Origin of the sequence: Mesorhizobium sp. M0030 (genome assembly GCF_040323695.1) — a bacterium.
In the GTDB taxonomy this organism is placed as follows: Bacteria; Pseudomonadota; Alphaproteobacteria; order Rhizobiales; family Rhizobiaceae; genus Mesorhizobium.
On record NZ_JAMYVE010000007.1, the window covers coordinates 207,400 to 223,733 of the forward strand.

Consider the following 16,334-nt stretch of genomic DNA (forward strand, 5'->3'; position numbering starts at 1 on the left):
TATCTGATCTCAAGCGCGTATCTGCGACGTAGGGCAGGCCGCTTCCATGCAGACAGTCACGCTCATCGGCTATCTCGCGACCGTCTGCTCAATGAGCAGTTTCACGCCGCAAGCCTGGAAAATCATCAGGACACGAGAGACAAGCGGCATTTCCGCACCGATGTATGCCATCACTGTGTTGGGGTTCGCCTTGTGGCTGGCCTTCGGCATCATGAAGGCAGAGTGGCCGATCATAATCACGAATGGCGTCTGTCTCCTGCTGTCAGCCTTCATTCTCACAATGACAGTCCTGCCGCAGGCTGAGAAAGACGCAGTTGCCAAGGCTTTCGACCCCGACGACTAGATTAGCGCTTCCAACTTTTCAGCAGCGGACCTTGGCTCCCATATGCAGGATCCTTGCGCGGACGCCCCACCCTGGGGATCGTTGCGAGCGCACCGCTATGCTGATCCTTGCTCCTACATTCGTCATAAGTCCCAAACGGAGGATACGCGCCGACAACCAAAAAATCATCGGATGCCAAGAGGCATTGGTGCCCGGTGCCTGCCGGGAGGACCGCGACGTCACCGGCCTTCAGCGACAGCGTTCGTCCTTTCTTGCCGCCAAACCGGACTTCAGCATTTCCGCGCGCAATTCCCAGAACCTCGTGTATTTGCGAATGATAGTGAACGTAATCATAGATGCCGTTTCGCCAGCTATCGCCCCGTCCGTTTGCATCGAAAAGCACCTCCATGACGGCTGCTGGATCAAGTCCTTCGGGCAATTCGACGGCGCCGCGATAAACGACGAGCGGCCATGCTGGATGATTGGGCACAAGTCCATCATCCTTGAACCAGAACTCATTCGACTTTCTCTGCCTCACCAATCCGGCGACGATTTCCATGCGCGGTCTTGCGAAACCGGTGACGTTCTCGAGCACCTTCTTGCTGGTTTCCAAAATGCTCATCGACGCTGCCTCTAAAGCAGAGGTTAGTTTAGCCGCTCGCTCAGAGCTCGACCTTTGCGTTGTCGCCCACATTCGGCTTGGCGCCGGTAACGGCCGCAAACACCATCGTTGCGGTAGCCATGATTAGCCCCGGGCTGTCCCACAATTCGCCTTCGTCGGGTTTGACCGTTATCAGACGAATCTCGGGATCATCGGCATTATCCCACCAGGCTGAGTCAGTTTTCTCCCAGAGCTCGGCGATCTTTTCCCTGTCATTTGTCACTGTGGCCGGGCCTGACATCGTGACGTATTTGTAGTGGCTGTTGTCACTCCAGGCCAATGTGACCTTTGGATAGGTCGACAGTTGCTCGCTCTTGGCGCTGTCGTCATTGACGAGGAAGTATATGGCGTTTTCTTCACGGACCACACGCGCAGATAGCGGACGGGCTCGATTGTACTCGCCGTCCCAGGTCACAAACATGCAGACGTCGATGTCCTCGGCGAGTTCCCAGATGCGGTCTGTTGCCTCGGCTGGCGTGAGGTCCGTCTGCTGCTCTCGGCGGTTAGCCATAAGCGTCCTCCTGCGGGTGAATATCCTCGCTTACAACTCACGTCCCGCCACGACGTTCCAACTCACTGGGTCCTTCGGCTTGCTAAAGCGGTGGAACTTTCGAAATTGCCGGAAGTTTGGATGGCAAACGCGAGGCCATGATGGCGGACAAGACGCTTCGAACATCAAAACGGACACCCGAGCAGGACGCAAAGGGTCAGTCGGAAAAGGACCACAAGGGCGGGGGAAGCGATGGCGTCGCCAGCGCCGATCCGCGGGTGATCTCCGGCAAAAAAGACGGCGACGCGACATTCCCTGTCAAGGGACCGAAGAAATAGCTATGAGCCCATTAGTCGGGCATCTGGCGGTGTCATCGATGCGCGGAGACAATTGACGAACGGGCTGAAATCATTTCGCGATGACACTTTGCTACCGTCGACGCGGATCACCTTCAACCCTCAGGAGTTGGACGCGCATCCGCCTGAAGGCGCTAATGGCAGCCTGGAAATCACGCGACCTTTGAAAAGAGAGCGACGTCGCATCTGGCTAAACCATAGCGCCATCGGTGATCGGTTGTGGCAACCCGGCTCTGGTAGAACAGTGAAAGCTGACTGCCATCGATCATCACTGTCGAGTGGCCGTTCTCGCCCGGTTGACCTGGCTCCAGCACCGGGCCGATCGAAACGTAAGGCCCGCTGACCTCGTCGGCGATGGCAAAAAACACCCGTTGCCGGTTTCCCCGAAGGCCATTCGGAAGAAAGCAAGTGGCGTTGAGAAGCACCCGGCCGTCCGGCAGCTCGATCAGTTGCGCGCCCTCAATGCCCCATTCGTAGTCGGGATCATCTCTGGTGTTATGGTGGGGAACATCGTTGTGGTCGAGGATTTTGCCGATCCGCTTCCACGGACCGAACCACGAGTCGGACTGGCTACGTGCCAGATAGATGTCGGGCTGAGGCACCCTGGTGAATTTTGGCATCGCCGAATAAACCAGGTAGCGCCCACCGCCAATGACTGCTGGATGCGGATCGTAAATGCCGTCCTCTTCCGTGTCCGGGATGGCCAGAATGGCCGGACTGAGGACTACCCAATGGAACCCGTCGTTGGAAACCGCATGCTCGCAACGGCCACCCGACTTCATGAATTCCGTCTGAATGAACATGTGGAAGACGCCGCACTCGTGGGTCACACCGGGAGCCGCAACACCAGTGCCGTTGATTGGAAGTTCGATCGGATCATGCTCGGCCCACGGCCCATAAAGATCGGGCGCCGTGGCATGCAAGATTCTCCACGTCTCGGTGGTGACCGTGCCGCTTGACCCGAAGACGTGCCAGACACGGCCATCGAAGACAGGACACGGGTCCTTGAGATCATCCACGCTTTGCGGATGAAACAGTGGAAAAACGTTGGTTTCAAAGTTGATGTTCATGTCAGCCCCGGAATTCGCCTCGGCAGTCGGAGACGCGCAGAGATACAGGCGAATCATTGATGTTAGGCACATTCTATAGCCAACGAGTTGAACGCAAATACGGCAATGCCGCTGTCCACCAGCATTCGTCGTTCAACCACGCTTTCAGTGGCGGCCGGGTCCCGACAGCCGCCCTCGCCTACGCAACCAGATCCCGCTTCGTGCGTGGACCAAGCGGGCGACCGGGCCTTCTTCATTTCAGTTGGAACAACTCACCTGATCGAAAGTTAGGAGCTGGAACTAAGTAGTTCTCTCCATTCGCGATTAACAAATGTTAATCGTAACATAAATAGTGTCACAGAGGGAGTATGTCAATGGAAGCGGCCTTTGGCGGGGTAACCGGCAGTCAATATGTTCGTCGCGAAAATATACTGGTTTGCTTCTCCCACTTACGATGGAATTTTGTTCACCAGCGTCCGCAGCATCTCCTCACTCTCGCATCCGCTCAGCAGCGAGTGGTCTACTTTGAAGAACCCGTTTTCGAAGAATTGCCGCAGCCGCTGATGCGGACGAGCGTGGCATCGGAAAACATTCTGATTGTCACACCAGTGCTGCCGCTTGGCACGTCGGCCGCGAAAGCAGATGCCGTCCAGCGGAGATTTGTGCAGCAGACCATCGCTTCTATGCCGCATAGCCGGCTGATCGCCTGGTACTACACCCCAATGGCTCTTCGCTTTACGGAATTCCTCGACCCAGACATATGCGTCTATGACTGCATGGACGAACTCTCTGCGTTCAGGAATGCGCCCCCCGAGCTGGGCCAGATGGAAAAGGCGCTTCTGCGCCGCGCGGATCTGGTTTTCACCGGTGGTCTAAGCTTGTTCGAGACCAAGCGTCACCTCCATCCCGCCATCTTTCCATTTCCGAGCAGCATCGATGTGAGGCACTTTCACACCGCAAGACGGCCAGGAAGGGACCCAGCCGACCAGGCGGGCATTCCTTCCCCGAGGGTTGGATATTTCGGCGTCATCGACGAGCGGCTGGACGTCGATCTCGTGGCGCTAGCGGCAAAGACAATGCCGGACGTGCATTTCGTCATGCTCGGTCCGGTTGTCAAGATCGACCCTGCAAGCCTGCCGCAAGCCGAAAACCTGCATTGGCTTGGCCCGAAAGCCTACTGCGATCTGCCCGACTATTTGCGCCATTGGGACGCCGGATGGATGCCGTTTGCCCTCAACGAGGCGACGCGTTTCATCAGCCCGACCAAGACGCCGGAATTTCTCGCGGCGGGTCTGCCGGTGATCTCGACGGCAATCGTCGACGTGGTGCGCAGTTACGGTGCTGCCGGGCTGGTGGAAATCGCCGACTGTGACGATCTGGAAATCAAGCTGCGCTCCGTCCTTTCGCGACCGCGTCAGATGCTCCTGCAGCAAGTCGATGCCTATCTTGCGGACATGTCCTGGGAACGGACATGGAATGCCATGGCAGCTCACATTGAGCGCGCCTACCAACGCAAGAAGGTCGTGCCCCTTCGCAGGAGTGCATAGCCATGTTCGATTGGCTGATCGTCGGCGCGGGTTTCGCCGGCAGTGTGCTTGCCGAACGGATAGCGTCGCAGCGTCAGGAAAGCGTTTTGCTGATCGATCGCCGCAGCCATGTGGGAGGCAACGCCTACGACTGCTACAATGAAGCCGGCATCCTCATCCATCGCTACGGCCCGCACATCTTCCACACCAACAGCCAAACGATCGTGGACCACCTTTCGCAGTTCACGCAATGGCGGCCGTACGAGCACAGGGTGTTGGCGGCCGTGGACGGGCAACTGGTTCCCATCCCGATCAATCTCGACACCATCAACCGGCTTTACGGGCTAGACCTGACCTCGGCACAGCTGGAGGATTTCTTCGCGTCGCGACGCGAAACGGTGGAGGATGTCCGAACGGCTGAGGACGTCGTCGTCAGCACCGTGGGGCGCGAGCTCTATGAAAAATTCTTCCGCGGCTACACAAGAAAGCAATGGGGCGTCGATCCCAGTCAGCTGAGCAAATCCGTGACGGCACGAGTGCCGACCAGGACCAACCGTGACGACCGCTATTTCAGCGACAGCTTCCAGAAAATGCCGGCCGGCGGGTACACGCGGATGTTCGAACGCATGCTCGATCATCCGAACATCAAGATCATGCTGCAGACCGACTTCCGTGAAATTCGTGAGAAGATACCGTTCAGGCGCATGGTTTATACCGGCCCGATCGATGAATATTTCGGCTGGCAGCTCGGGCACCTTCCGTACCGTTCGCTTCGTTTCGAGCACGTTACACTGGATTGCGAGCAATTTCAGCCGGTTGCCGTGGTCAATTATCCCCAGACGGAAGATTACACGCGCATTACCGAGTACAAACATCTGACCGGCCAGCAGAGTTCGCGGACCAGCCTGACCTACGAATACCCCACGGACATCGGGGACCCGTACTATCCCGTGCCCCGGCCCGAAAACGAAGTGCTCTACAAGCGCTATGAAGCGCTCGCGGCAAGCTGCCCAGACGTCTGGTTTGTCGGTCGGCTTGCAACTTACCGCTATTACAACATGGACCAGGTAGTCGGACAGGCTCTGGCCACTTTCTCGCGCATCCAAAAAAGCCTCCCGGCCTGGGCGCGCACGGACGAGCCGTTGTTGGCCGAGCCGAGAAGATAGTTTCTTTCAAGACGGAAGATCGGGCGGGTATCAGAAGGAGAAACTCGATGGATACAAACTTCAACTCGGAAAGCCGTGAGATATTTATCGTCGGCTTGCGCAACGCGCACGCCATGGAAAATCAAGCGCTGTCGATCATGAAGCCTCAGGTCGAGCGTATAGAGAACTATCCGGAGGTGGCCGATCGCTTGCGCCGGCACATTCAGGAAACCGAAGGCCAGATCACGAGACTCGAGTCCGTCCTGGAGGGCCTTGGCGAGGAGCACTCCACCCTCAAGGACACTGCCTTGTCGATGGTTGGCAGCGTGGCCGCCATTGGACATTCGATGGCCGGCGACGAGATCATCAAGAACAGCCTGGCGAATTTCGCATTCGAGAACTACGAGATCGCTGCCTACAATTCGCTGCTGGTACTGGCCGACGCCGGGGGCTTCCAGGATGCTGAAAGGGCCCTCAAGCAGAACCTGAACGAAGAGGAAGCCATGGCCAACTGGCTCAAGGAAAATCTGAGCGACGTTACCATGCGATATGCCAGGCTGCGCGAGGCTGGGGCGACTGCAAAAAGCTGATGCACCGCACCGGCGCGGGCGGCGTTTCGAGACAGACGCTCGCCCGCCCCTCCCTCGTTTTAGGCCTCTTCAAGGTGTCGTGTCCGCCACGAGAAGACCTTGCTGACGGGCCAGTTCATCTGCTGTGGGTTTGCGCAGGTGTCGCCTGCCGTCAGCCTGGATGACGGAAAACAAACCGACCTCGGCATGTCGCGAATTGTCCCAGCCCGGGTAGGCCGTTATCGGGTACAGGCAAATACCCTCGATCGGCGCTCCGAGACTGATTGCGGAACGCACCTCGTCGCAGACATAATGGAGCCAAGCCGGCCCGCCGGATCCCTCGGAGCCGGTCTCCGCAATGAACATCGGCTTGCCGTATCGATGAGCAACTTCTAGCAACATTTCCGACAGGGCGCGGTACTCGTGGTGTCCCATCGGAATCGTCGGCCCGTTTACGTACCATTGATTGTGCGGATAAAAATTCAAGCCCACGACATCGACAACATCTTCGCTCCCGCCCAACTCAGGTTCGACGCGGCCCAGCAACATGTCGTAAGCTTCGAACTGCCCCTGTCGGGCGTTTTCGGCCCGGCGCCGTTCGCTGCGGGTTCGGTCGCGAGGGGCGATATGGATAAGCGGCTCGGCCCAGACAAATCTGCAGGCGGGGTCGATCTCCCGCATTGCACGAACACCCGCGATGGCGGCCTTCACGAGGTGCCGCTTGAACCATCCACGTTTGTTCGGCCCCACGCGCGGGAAATAGCCGACCTCAACAGCCCATGCGAAAAAGGAGATTTCGTTGATGGGACACAACAGAGGCGATGTTCCGGTGATCGAACGGTGTACCTTGACGGCTTCTGCCGCGAACGAGGCATAGGCGTCGATGAAATGCAGCGAGCCCTGATCGACATGGTCCGGAGATCCGTAGTGAAAGATGTCCCAGATTACCTGAACACCTGCCGATCGGGCTGCCTCCACCATTGGCGCCCAACTTGACCAGTCATAGGTTCCGGGAGCGGTTTCGATCAAATGCCAACGCAGGCCGTCGCGGATGGTGCGAAGGCCGAGTTCGGCGCAGCCGCGGTAGTCGCCCAGGGCATGCAAATTATGCGAGGTCGCACGAATAAGATCGAGGCGAACGCCGTCCTTGCGCCGGTGCGAGGAGCATTCAAAGCCTGCCATGAAAAAACTGGCGAAGCGCGAAGCTTCCGGAACCGAGGCCTCCGTCTGGCGTCCCACTTCGCTCATTTTTCGAAGTCTCCTTTGGGCAATCGGCTTCGAACTCGGCCGCCTTGTCCGGACCGGGAACCGCGTTGGCGAAATACCGAATTCAGTCGGGCGCGCCCCATGTTCGTTGCTCAGTCCAGCTCGTCCTTGCGTGGCCGGGTAGTGCCGAACCCATTGGTAGAGCCTTTGTTCCGGTGGTGAACTGTCCGGGCGCCGCGTGCAAATGAGGAACAAGGAGGCCCGTCCCAAGTTCGGGGCGATGTACAGCCGCCGTCATCCACTCGAGCGGCTGCTCGGCAACAACAGAGGCATGGGATCACATGACCGTTCAGATTCGACTTTCCGAGATCGACCACGCCAGGCGCGAGGATCGTGGCGACGGCGCTTGGAGCATCGCACCGGACCTGGGTTACTTGCGGCTAGCAATCGTCAATGTCGTGTTCTTCGGCGCACCGGGCAGCGGAGATCGGAACTGGGTGCTGATCGATACCGGGTTGCCGACGTCTCGCAGCAGCATTCTAGCGGTCGCGGAAAAGCGGTTCGGCGTTAACGCACGGCCGGCTGCAATCATCCTGACCCATGGCCATTTCGACCATGTGGGAACGGTTCTAGAACTCGCAAATGGCTGGGACGTGCCTGTCTTCGCCCATCCACTCGAGCACCCCTATTTGGACGGCACCACATCCTATCCGCCACCGGATCCCTGGGTTGGGGGTGGACTGATGGCGCTGCTTTCACCGCTTTTTCCACGCGGGCCAATCGATCTTGGCAGCCGTTTGCAACCCTTGCCCGCCGATGGATCGATCCCCGGAATGCCCGGATGGCAATGGCTGCACACACCCGGACATGCCCCTGGGCATATCTCGCTCTGGCGCGAGCAAGACCGCTCGCTCATCGTAGGAGACGCTTTCATCACCACCGGTCAGGAGTCGGTCTATGAAGTCGCCATTCAGGATCTCGAGATGCACGGTCCGCCGCGCTATTTCACGCCAGACTGGGATGCAGCGGAAAGGTCCGTGAAGCATCTGGCTGCCTTGGGCCCCCAGATGGTCATCAGTGGGCACGGCGCGGCTGCTGCGGGAGTGGGCATGCGTCAGGCTCTCGACAACCTGGCTGAGCGGTTCAGGGTATTCGCCGTCCCGCCGAAATTGAAATTCGTGCGCGAGCCAGCGTCGCCGATAGCTAGGCCAATCGAGCCGCCATCGTTCTGAAATTATGGTCGGATTGGCCAACGCGGGACCATCGGACAGAGTAACTCGGTCCAGCGGAACAAACCCGGCCGGCGACAGTTGGGGCACTCGCACAGGGGGCGACACCCTGCGAAGTGCCGCGAGGTTCCGCGCCATGGGGAGGCTCAGATGGAAACCCGATGAACGCATGCCCCTAGCACGCGTTCCCGCAAAGAGAGATTGCAGAGCCGGTGTTGTTGCCATCCAGCCCTAAGTTGACACGCCAACTGCTCTGGATCCTCGGAGGCGCATTCTTGCCCGGTTGCGCGGGGGGAGTGCTCGATCCCCAAGGACCAATTGGCGTCGGCAATCGCACGATCCTTTTGAACTCGCTGGCGGTGATGCTGGTGATCGTTGTTCCCACGCTTGTTGCACTTCTGGCATTCGCCTGGAAGTTCCGCGCCTCGAACAGCAACGCCCGCTATAACCCGGAGTTCACCTATTCGGGACGCGTGGAGTTGATCGTCTGGTCGATCCCGACGCTCACCATCCTGTTCATTGGCGGTCTGATCTACTACGGATCGTATCAGCTCGATCCGCGCAAACCGATCCCTTCTAGCCAGCCGCCGCTCGACATTCAGGTGGTGGCGCTCGACTGGAAATGGCTGTTCCTCTATCCCGAGCAGGGCGTGGGTGCTGTCAATCAACTGGTTATCCCCGCCGGTGTTCCAGTGCGTTTCAAATTGACCTCGGCCAGCGTGATGAACACGTTCTTCGTGCCCCAGCTTGGCAGCATGGTCTACGTCATGAACGGCATGCAGACCGAATTGCATCTGCAGGCCGACCGCGAGGGCAGCTTTTTCGGCCAGTCGGCGCACTTCAGCGGCGACGGCTTCTCGGATATGAATTTCAGTGTGAGCGCGGTTTCAGCCGATGCCTTCACCCGCTGGGCGTCATCGCTGCGTGGCGGGGGCGGCGTGCTCAACGCCAACGCCTATCGCGAACTCGCCCGGCAAAGCACAAATGTGGCGCCGGCTTCCTTCGGTCATGTCCAGCCTGGGCTGTTCGAAGCGGTCGTTCAGCAGACGCTCCCACCGGGTCCGGGGCCTGCTGAGAGCGCAGCCAGCGGCGAGCCACAGGTGAGCCCAAGGGCATTACCCGCGGCGGCGGCAACGATGACCCATCATCCACAAGGCGCAGAATGACGATGCTGGGCAAGCTCGACTGGTCGGCCGTTCCTTTCGATCAACCCATCCCCCTCGGCGCAGCCCTTGGCGTCTTTCTGGCAGCAGCCGCCGTGCTTGGCTGGATAACGGTGAAGGGGTACTGGCCATATCTGTGGAGCGAGTGGATAAGCTCGGTCGACCACAAGCGCATCGGCGTGATGTACATTGGGCTGGCGATGCTCATGCTTCTTCGTGGTTTTATCGATGCTATCATGATGCGCACACAACAGGTGCTGGCGATTCACGGGCCGGGCTACCTCCCGCCGGAGCATTACGACCAGATCTTTTCCGCGCACGGCACGATCATGATCTTCTTCGCCGCGATGCCGTTCATGATCGGCCTGATGAATTTCGTCGTGCCGCTGCAGCTTGGCGTACGCGATGTCGCTTTTCCGACGCTCAATTCCGTCAGCTTCTGGCTGACGGCTTCCGGAGCCCTGCTGGTCAACATCTCGCTTGTGATCGGCGAGTTCGCGCGCACCGGCTGGCTGCCCTATGCCCCTTTGTCGGAAACCACCTACTCGCCGGGCGTCGGTGTCGATTATTATCTGTGGGCGATCCAGATCTCCGGCGTCGGCACGCTGCTCACCGGTGTCAACCTGGTGACGACTATCCTCAAGATGCGGGCGCCGGGAATGGGCTATCTGCGAATGCCGATGTTCTGCTGGACCTCGCTCGCGTCCAACCTGCTCATTGTCGCAGCCTTCCCGATCCTTACCGCCACGCTCGCAATGCTGACGCTGGACCGGTATCTCGGCTTCCACTTCTTCACCAACGAAGCCGGTGGAAATCAGATGATGTTCGTCAACCTGATCTGGGCGTGGGGCCATCCCGAAGTATACATCCTGGTGCTTCCCGCCTTCGGAATCTTTTCCGAGATTTTCTCGACTTTTTCATCGAAGCCGCTGTTCGGATACCGTTCGATGGTCGCGGCCACGATGTTCATCTGCATCGTCTCGTTCATGGTCTGGCTGCATCACTTCTTCACTATGGGTGCCGGAGCGGACGTTAATGCCGCCTTCGGCATCGCCACGTCGGTCATTGCCGTGGGAACCGGTGTGAAAATCTACAACTGGCTCTTCACCATGTATGGCGGGCGCGTTCGTTTCGACACGCCGATGCTTTGGGCACTGGCTTTCGTGACCACCTTCACCGTCGGCGGCATGACTGGCGTCCTGCTTGCCGTCCCGCCGGCCGACTTCGTGCTACACAATTCCCTTTTCCTCGTCGCGCATTTCCATAACGTCATCATCTCGGGCGTGTTGTTTGGAGCATTCGCCGGCTTCACCTACTGGTTCCCCAAGGCGTTCGGCTTCCGTTTGCACGAAGGCTGGGGAAAAGCGGCATTTTGGGTCACCTTGGCCGGCTACATGCTGGTCTTCGTACCGCTCTATATTGTCGGTCTGCTCGGCATGACGCGGCGCCTGCAACATATCGATATGGACCTTTGGGCGCCGTGGCTGGTGGTGGCCGCTTTCGGCGTGGTGGTGATGATCGCCGGCGCGGCGCTGCAGATCACACAGCTTTTCGTTTCGATCCGGTATCGCGACAAGTTTCGCGACGAAACCGGCGACCCGTGGGACGGGCGTTCGCTGGAGTGGTCGACATCTTCTCCTCCTCCTGTCTTCAATTATGCACGGCTGCCTCACGTGGAAGACGAAGAGCCCTACTGGAGCATCAAGCAACGAGGGATCGAACAGAGCGCGGACGAGGAAAAGGCATATGAGCCGATCGAGATGCCTCGCAACAGCCCGACTGGCTTCGTCACCGCCTTCTTCAGCACACTGATCGGCTTCGCGCTGATCTGGCATATATGGTGGCTGGCGATCGTCGGCTTCATCGGCGCCTACGCAACCTTCGTCGTATTCGCCTGGCGCGATCATGGAGATTACGAGATCCCTGTCGACGAGGTCGCCCGCATCGATCATGACCACAAGGCAGCCCAGTTTGCCTGGCTGCGCGGGTGGGAGCGCCCGGCATGAGCGATCACGCATTCTCCGGCGACATCAGCGCCGGCACCCAGGCACGGGGCCCGTATCGGCTTAATCACACCGGTCGGCATGCGGTGCGCTCTGCGACGGGCCACGGAGAAGGCGGCCCGGCCTCAAAGTTCGTCACGGTGACCTACGGCTTCTGGATCTTTCTCCTGTCCGACATCATCATGTTCTCGGCATTTTTCGCCGCCTACGCCGTGCTCGCCAAGGCAACCGCCGGCGGACCGACAGGCAAGGATCTGTTCGAACCGACACGGGTTGCGGTCCAGACGGGCCTTCTGCTCACTTCGAGCTTCACCGGCGGCGTGGCAACACTCGCCACCCGTCGCAGATCAATGGCTGCCACGCAGTTCTGGCTTCTCGTCACGGGGTTGCTCGGGGCAGCGTTCCTGTTCCTGGAACTACAGGAGTTCGCGGCAATGATCGGCGAGCAGGCAGGCCCCTCGCGCAGCGCATTTCTTTCTGCCTTCTTTGCGCTCGTTGGCTGCCACGGTGCCCACGTCGGTCTCGGCCTGCTCTGGCTGGGAACGATGATGGCGCAGCTGTGGGTCAAGGGCTTTCGGCCCGACATTTTGCGGCGGCTCCACTGCTTCGGGCTCTTCTGGCACGCCCTCGACATCATCTGGGTTGCCATCTTCACCCTGGTCTATCTGCTGGGAGCATCGTCATGACCGAGATCGAGAGCAAGACCGGCGAGTTGCAGGACCGCCGCGATTCAGCGCCGGGCGAGGAACACATAAGCGAGCACGAAACGGCTGGGGGCCTCTCGGGCTATGTGCTCGGCTTCGGCCTGGCCATCCTGCTCACAATCGCGACATTCCTGGCGGCGCGAACCGATCTGATTTACCAGCCCGCGGTCATCTCGGCCCTGGTGGTGCTCGCCGTTGCGCAGATGGGGGTGCATCTTGTCTTCTTTCTCCACCTGACCACCGGGCCGGACAACACCAACAACATCCTGGCGCTGGCCTTCGGCGTGCTGATCGTCGCGCTGGTGGTTCTGGGCTCTATCTGGATCATGGCCCATCTGAATGAAAACATGGCTGCCATGACACCCCATCAAGCCGGAACCATGCCTTGAACGCTCCCCTGCGAACGCACGGCCGCCCGCAGCGCCATTCGCACCGATGGCCCAGGAGACAAAAGGGTCGTTAGATCTCGTGCTTTGGCTGGGCTGCACGTAGGGCATCAAGCGCTAAGCGAACGGCGTCGATGCCTGAGACGCTGGGCTGGATCGGCCTGAAAATCAGGCGGCCGTTCCGGCAGTCCAGGCCCAACGCCTTGCTGTTCCGCCGTTGGGACGCCGACCGCTTGTTCCGAGGGGTGATCGCGATAGCCTCGGGACCCACATCGACTTTGCCGACGCCCAATTCCCACGCTGCTATTCGCAACCTGGTAAATTCCAGCAAAAGGGCTACTTCGCCAGGCATGTCTCCAAAGCGGTCCTCGAGCTCTTCGCTGAATGTATCGAGGTCCGGCTCCGAACGGATGCGGGAGAGCCGCGCATAGAGGCCAACGCGCACCGTAGGCTCGTCGACATAGCTCTCGGGAAAAGCCCCCTTTCCCGAGCCATTGATCTCGGCAAGTTGCTTGCCGAAGTCGGCCCCTCCGCCAGCCGCCGAGACCGCCCGCTCCAGCAAGTGCTCGTACAAGCCCACTCCGATCAGCTTCATATGCCCGGCCTGGTCTTCGCCGAAAAGATCTCCGGCGCCACGCAGGTCGAGGTCTCTTTGACTGATTGCCAGGCCGGAGCCGAGCCGATCGAGCGCAAGCATCGTCGAAAGCCGGGCCTTGGTGCCTTCGGCCAGTTCAACGCCAGGTTGGGTCAGAAGAAACGCTACGGCCTGCACCGCCCCCCTTCCGACCCGGCCCCGCAGCTGGTGCAACTGCGCCAGACCGAACCGGTCGGGGCGCCAAACGATGATGGTGTTGGCCCGCGGCACATCGAGGCCGCTCTCGATGATATCGGTGCTCAACAAAATGTCGCCATCACCGTCGGCGAATCCGACCATGACTTCGTCCAGCTGTCTCCCCTTCATTTCACCATGCGCCGTCTTGACCCCGAGTTCCGGCACCAGTCTGTTCAGTTGGTCACAGGCCTGGGCAATATCCTCGATCCGCGGGACCACGAAAAAGCTCTGTCCACCCCGGTGAAATTCACGCAGGAGGGCCGCGCGCACCGATGCTGGATCGAACGCTGCCAAGATCGTGCGAACGGGACGTCTTTTGGCGGGCGGAGAGTTTAGAACGCTGACGTCCTGGATGCCTGACAACGCCGATTGCAACGTCCGGGGTATCGGTGTGGCGGTCATGCTCAGCGTATGGAGGCGAGGCGCCATGGTCCGCAGCGCGCGCTTCAACTTGACCCCGAACCGGTGCTCCTCGTCGATCACCAGCAGTCCAAGATTGGCGAAGGTGACGCTCTTGGACGCCAGGGCCTGAGTACCCACAACGACCGTAACCTGGCCGCTTCGCAGACCCTCTTTTGCCGCTCTCGCGTCCGCTGCCCCGACCATCCTTGAAAGGTGGGCGACCTGCAGGCCAGTTCCTGCGAAGCGGCGGCTGAACGTCTCATAGTGCTGCCGTGCCAACACCGTTGTCGGCGCTATGATAGCAACCTGTTTCCCGCAGAGAGCGGCGGCGGCGCAAGCACGCAGGGCGACCTCTGTCTTGCCGAAGCCGACATCGCCGCAGACGAGCCGGTTCATTGTTCTTCCCGACGAAAGGTCATCGAGCACAGCGCGGATGGCGGCCGCTTGGTCGGGCGTCTCCGTATAGGGAAATTTCGCCGCAAAACGAGCCAAGTCCGTGCGGGAGGGCTTCATGATCTCGGCAGGCTGGCTGGACCTGATTTTGGCAAGACTCAAGAGGCGCTTGGCCAGCCTGTCGATCTCGCGCAACGCAGCTTCGCGTCGCTTCGGCCAGCCCTCGCCGTTGAGGCGATCAAGCGACACTGCCTCCGGTTCCGAGCCGTAGCGCCATATTCGTCCAAAGTCGTCGACCGGAACCAGCAAGGAAGCCCCGCCATGATATTCCAGTCTGACGACATCCTGTTGCTGGCCAGCCAACTCGACCTGTTCGACCGCGGCGAGCACGCCCAGGCCATGGTCTTCATGGACGACGACATCGCCAATGCGCAACTCGGGTTCGAGTATGCCCGTGGTCGCGCTCCCGTTCGCCTTCAACGCGGGACCAAACAGGTCGGATGCGGCCACCACGGCGATATTGGATTGCGCGTCGACAAACCCTTCGTCGAGGACGAATTCAGCCTTGAGAAGAGAGCCCCTTGCGGCCGAAAGGATTTGCGGCAAGTCGGCCGCTTCCTCTGCCCGCCGGCCTAGTCTCCTATCGAGCAGGCGATCTGCTCGCTGCAATTCAGAGGCATCGCCGGTGAACACTACTCTGACTCCGGCGCTCGTCTGCCTTGTGACGAATTCCGCGAAATCATGCCCGGGTCGGGCCTGGCGGAAGAATTTGGGAACTCCCACGGCAGAAACGGCAAGTCTCACGCAGCAGCGGTTAAGCAGAGCAGCGTCCCACTCTTCACGGGATAGGTAAAATCGTCCCGGCAAAGGTTTTTTCGTTCCGGCTGCCTCCTGCCTGGCACGACGTGCATCCTCGACCAGATCCAGAACTCTGCCGAGCGGCTGCCCGTCGGTCCCTTCAAGGAAGGAGATCGAGGCGCTGGAAGCCGCATCGAAGACGGACGGCATAGCGCCATACGATGCGGCCAGGCGCTCTTCCATCGACGTCGCGCGCATCGCTGTCAGCTCAGGATGCTCACCAGCTTTAAAGATCAGCTCGGATGCCGGTCCGACCGTAACCGAGTCTCGAACCTGATCGCTGAGCTGACTGAGCGGGTCGTAGGTCTTGAGCTGGCGGATGCAGGCATCGGGACCAACGATGACGCGAACGGGGCCATCCGCGCCAGCAGGGAAAATATCGATGAGATCGCCCCGAAAGGCTATCTCACCCGGTTCGTCGACCCTCTCGTCGACGACATAGCCAATGGCTTCGGACCTGGTTCTGAAATCGTCACGGTCGAGCTTTTGTCCCACCTCCAGAATTGTGAAACCGCCAGCGATGACCGGAGCAGGCGGCACCCGCTGCAGAATGGCTTCGAGCGACATCACAGCGATGCGCGGGCGATCCGGCTTCGTTGCGATCTCACGCAACGCACGAAGCCTTCGCCCCATATTGGCGCGTGTGGGCCACACCCTGTCGTAGGGCAGGCAATCCCAGGACGGCAGCAAGATGATATCCGCGTCAGGCAGGAACTGACGCAAGGCGCCGGCGATCTCCTCGGCACTGCGTTCCGAGGGAGCTATATGGATGATGTGCTTGTCCCGACTGGTCTCCAGGCCACGGGCCAGCGCTACCGCGATTGCTGAGGATGGCGGTCCGCCGTGCCCTATCGCAGACCCGCTGTCATCCGTGTGATCGATTTGTTCGACATCCGTCCGCGAAATATGCCTGTTCACTGAAATCTCACCTTGCCACTGAGACAACGTCAGCGGAGCCACCCCGTTCCTGGTGGCGCATCAAAGAGTTCCAGGACGGGCTGCGGGTGCAGCCCTCGAAAGGGCGGAGCGAAGGGTCAAAG

At 59.8% G+C, this 16,334-nt stretch carries 15 protein-coding genes; 10 read left to right on the forward strand and 5 right to left on the reverse strand.

The window, feature by feature from the left end:
- Nucleotides 1-46: 46 nt before the first annotated feature.
- Complete coding sequence (locus tag NKJ80_RS16590) at nucleotides 47-343, forward strand: SemiSWEET family sugar transporter (protein ID WP_023687830.1); 297 nt, start codon at nucleotides 47-49, stop codon at nucleotides 341-343.
- A 1-nt stretch (nucleotide 344) separates the two neighbouring features.
- Here the strand turns inward: NKJ80_RS16590 and NKJ80_RS16595 are convergent, their stop codons facing one another.
- Nucleotides 345-944 carry a cupin gene (locus NKJ80_RS16595; RefSeq protein WP_352497961.1) on the reverse strand — a complete coding sequence of 200 codons (600 nt, stop codon included), beginning with the start codon at nucleotides 942-944 and terminating at the stop codon, nucleotides 345-347.
- A 40-nt stretch (nucleotides 945-984) separates the two neighbouring features.
- A complete protein-coding gene (locus NKJ80_RS16600; protein ID WP_352497962.1) occupies nucleotides 985-1,494 on the reverse strand; it encodes a pyridoxamine 5'-phosphate oxidase family protein in 510 nt (169 codons plus the stop codon).
- Between the two features lie 137 nt (nucleotides 1,495-1,631).
- Here NKJ80_RS16600 and NKJ80_RS16605 point away from each other — a divergent pair, with 137 nt between their 5' ends.
- Nucleotides 1,632-1,811, forward strand: coding sequence for a hypothetical protein (locus NKJ80_RS16605; RefSeq protein ID WP_023748063.1), 180 nt, complete (start codon nucleotides 1,632-1,634; stop codon nucleotides 1,809-1,811).
- 170 nt (nucleotides 1,812-1,981) lie between these two features.
- Here the strand turns inward: NKJ80_RS16605 and NKJ80_RS16610 are convergent, their stop codons facing one another.
- Nucleotides 1,982-2,899 carry a glycoside hydrolase family protein gene (locus tag NKJ80_RS16610; RefSeq protein WP_023668035.1) on the reverse strand — a complete coding sequence of 306 codons (918 nt, stop codon included), beginning with the start codon at nucleotides 2,897-2,899 and terminating at the stop codon, nucleotides 1,982-1,984.
- A gap of 353 nt (nucleotides 2,900-3,252) precedes the next feature.
- Here NKJ80_RS16610 and NKJ80_RS16615 point away from each other — a divergent pair, with 353 nt between their 5' ends.
- The 3 genes from NKJ80_RS16615 to NKJ80_RS16625 are packed head-to-tail and all read left to right on the forward strand — an operon-like array spanning nucleotide 3,253 to nucleotide 6,139.
- Nucleotides 3,253-4,425, forward strand: coding sequence for a glycosyltransferase family protein (locus NKJ80_RS16615; RefSeq protein ID WP_023704621.1), 1,173 nt, complete (start codon nucleotides 3,253-3,255; stop codon nucleotides 4,423-4,425).
- A gap of 2 nt (nucleotides 4,426-4,427) precedes the next feature.
- A complete protein-coding gene (gene glf / locus NKJ80_RS16620) occupies nucleotides 4,428-5,570 on the forward strand; it encodes a UDP-galactopyranose mutase (protein ID WP_023668033.1) in 1,143 nt (380 codons plus the stop codon).
- A 47-nt stretch (nucleotides 5,571-5,617) separates the two neighbouring features.
- Nucleotides 5,618-6,139: a ferritin-like domain-containing protein gene (locus NKJ80_RS16625; protein WP_023687824.1), complete on the forward strand. Its 522-nt coding sequence runs from the start codon at nucleotides 5,618-5,620 to the stop codon at nucleotides 6,137-6,139.
- 69 nt (nucleotides 6,140-6,208) lie between these two features.
- Here NKJ80_RS16625 and NKJ80_RS16630 read toward each other — a convergent pair whose 3' ends face one another.
- On the reverse strand, nucleotides 6,209-7,366 hold the full coding sequence (locus tag NKJ80_RS16630; RefSeq protein WP_023668031.1) for a hypothetical protein: 1,158 nt from the start codon (nucleotides 7,364-7,366) through the stop codon (nucleotides 6,209-6,211).
- A 299-nt stretch (nucleotides 7,367-7,665) separates the two neighbouring features.
- On the opposite strand from NKJ80_RS16630, the gene NKJ80_RS16635 reads away from it, so the two are divergent.
- The 5 genes from NKJ80_RS16635 (at nucleotide 7,666) to cyoD (ending at nucleotide 12,812) form a co-directional block, all read left to right on the forward strand.
- Nucleotides 7,666-8,556 (forward strand): MBL fold metallo-hydrolase, encoded by an 891-nt coding sequence (locus tag NKJ80_RS16635; protein WP_023668030.1) that lies wholly within the window; start codon nucleotides 7,666-7,668, stop codon nucleotides 8,554-8,556.
- Between the two features lie 233 nt (nucleotides 8,557-8,789).
- Nucleotides 8,790-9,719 carry a ubiquinol oxidase subunit II gene (gene cyoA, locus NKJ80_RS16640; protein WP_245263729.1) on the forward strand — a complete coding sequence of 310 codons (930 nt, stop codon included), beginning with the start codon at nucleotides 8,790-8,792 and terminating at the stop codon, nucleotides 9,717-9,719.
- Nucleotides 9,720-9,721: 2 nt separating this feature from the next.
- Complete coding sequence (gene cyoB / locus NKJ80_RS16645; protein ID WP_352497994.1) at nucleotides 9,722-11,722, forward strand: cytochrome o ubiquinol oxidase subunit I; 2,001 nt, start codon at nucleotides 9,722-9,724, stop codon at nucleotides 11,720-11,722.
- Nucleotides 11,719-12,405, forward strand: a complete 687-nt coding sequence (locus tag NKJ80_RS16650) for a cytochrome (ubi)quinol oxidase subunit III (protein ID WP_352497963.1) — start codon at nucleotides 11,719-11,721, stop codon at nucleotides 12,403-12,405. The genes cyoB and NKJ80_RS16650 overlap by 4 nt, the downstream gene beginning before the upstream one ends.
- Nucleotides 12,402-12,812: a cytochrome o ubiquinol oxidase subunit IV gene (gene cyoD / locus NKJ80_RS16655; RefSeq protein WP_023681133.1), complete on the forward strand. Its 411-nt coding sequence runs from the start codon at nucleotides 12,402-12,404 to the stop codon at nucleotides 12,810-12,812. Before NKJ80_RS16650 ends, cyoD begins: the two co-directional genes overlap by 4 nt.
- A 70-nt stretch (nucleotides 12,813-12,882) precedes the next feature.
- On the opposite strand, the gene NKJ80_RS16660 is transcribed toward cyoD, so the two are convergent.
- Nucleotides 12,883-16,212, reverse strand: a complete 3,330-nt coding sequence (locus NKJ80_RS16660) for a DEAD/DEAH box helicase (RefSeq protein ID WP_352497964.1) — start codon at nucleotides 16,210-16,212, stop codon at nucleotides 12,883-12,885.
- Nucleotides 16,213-16,334 lie beyond the last annotated feature (122 nt).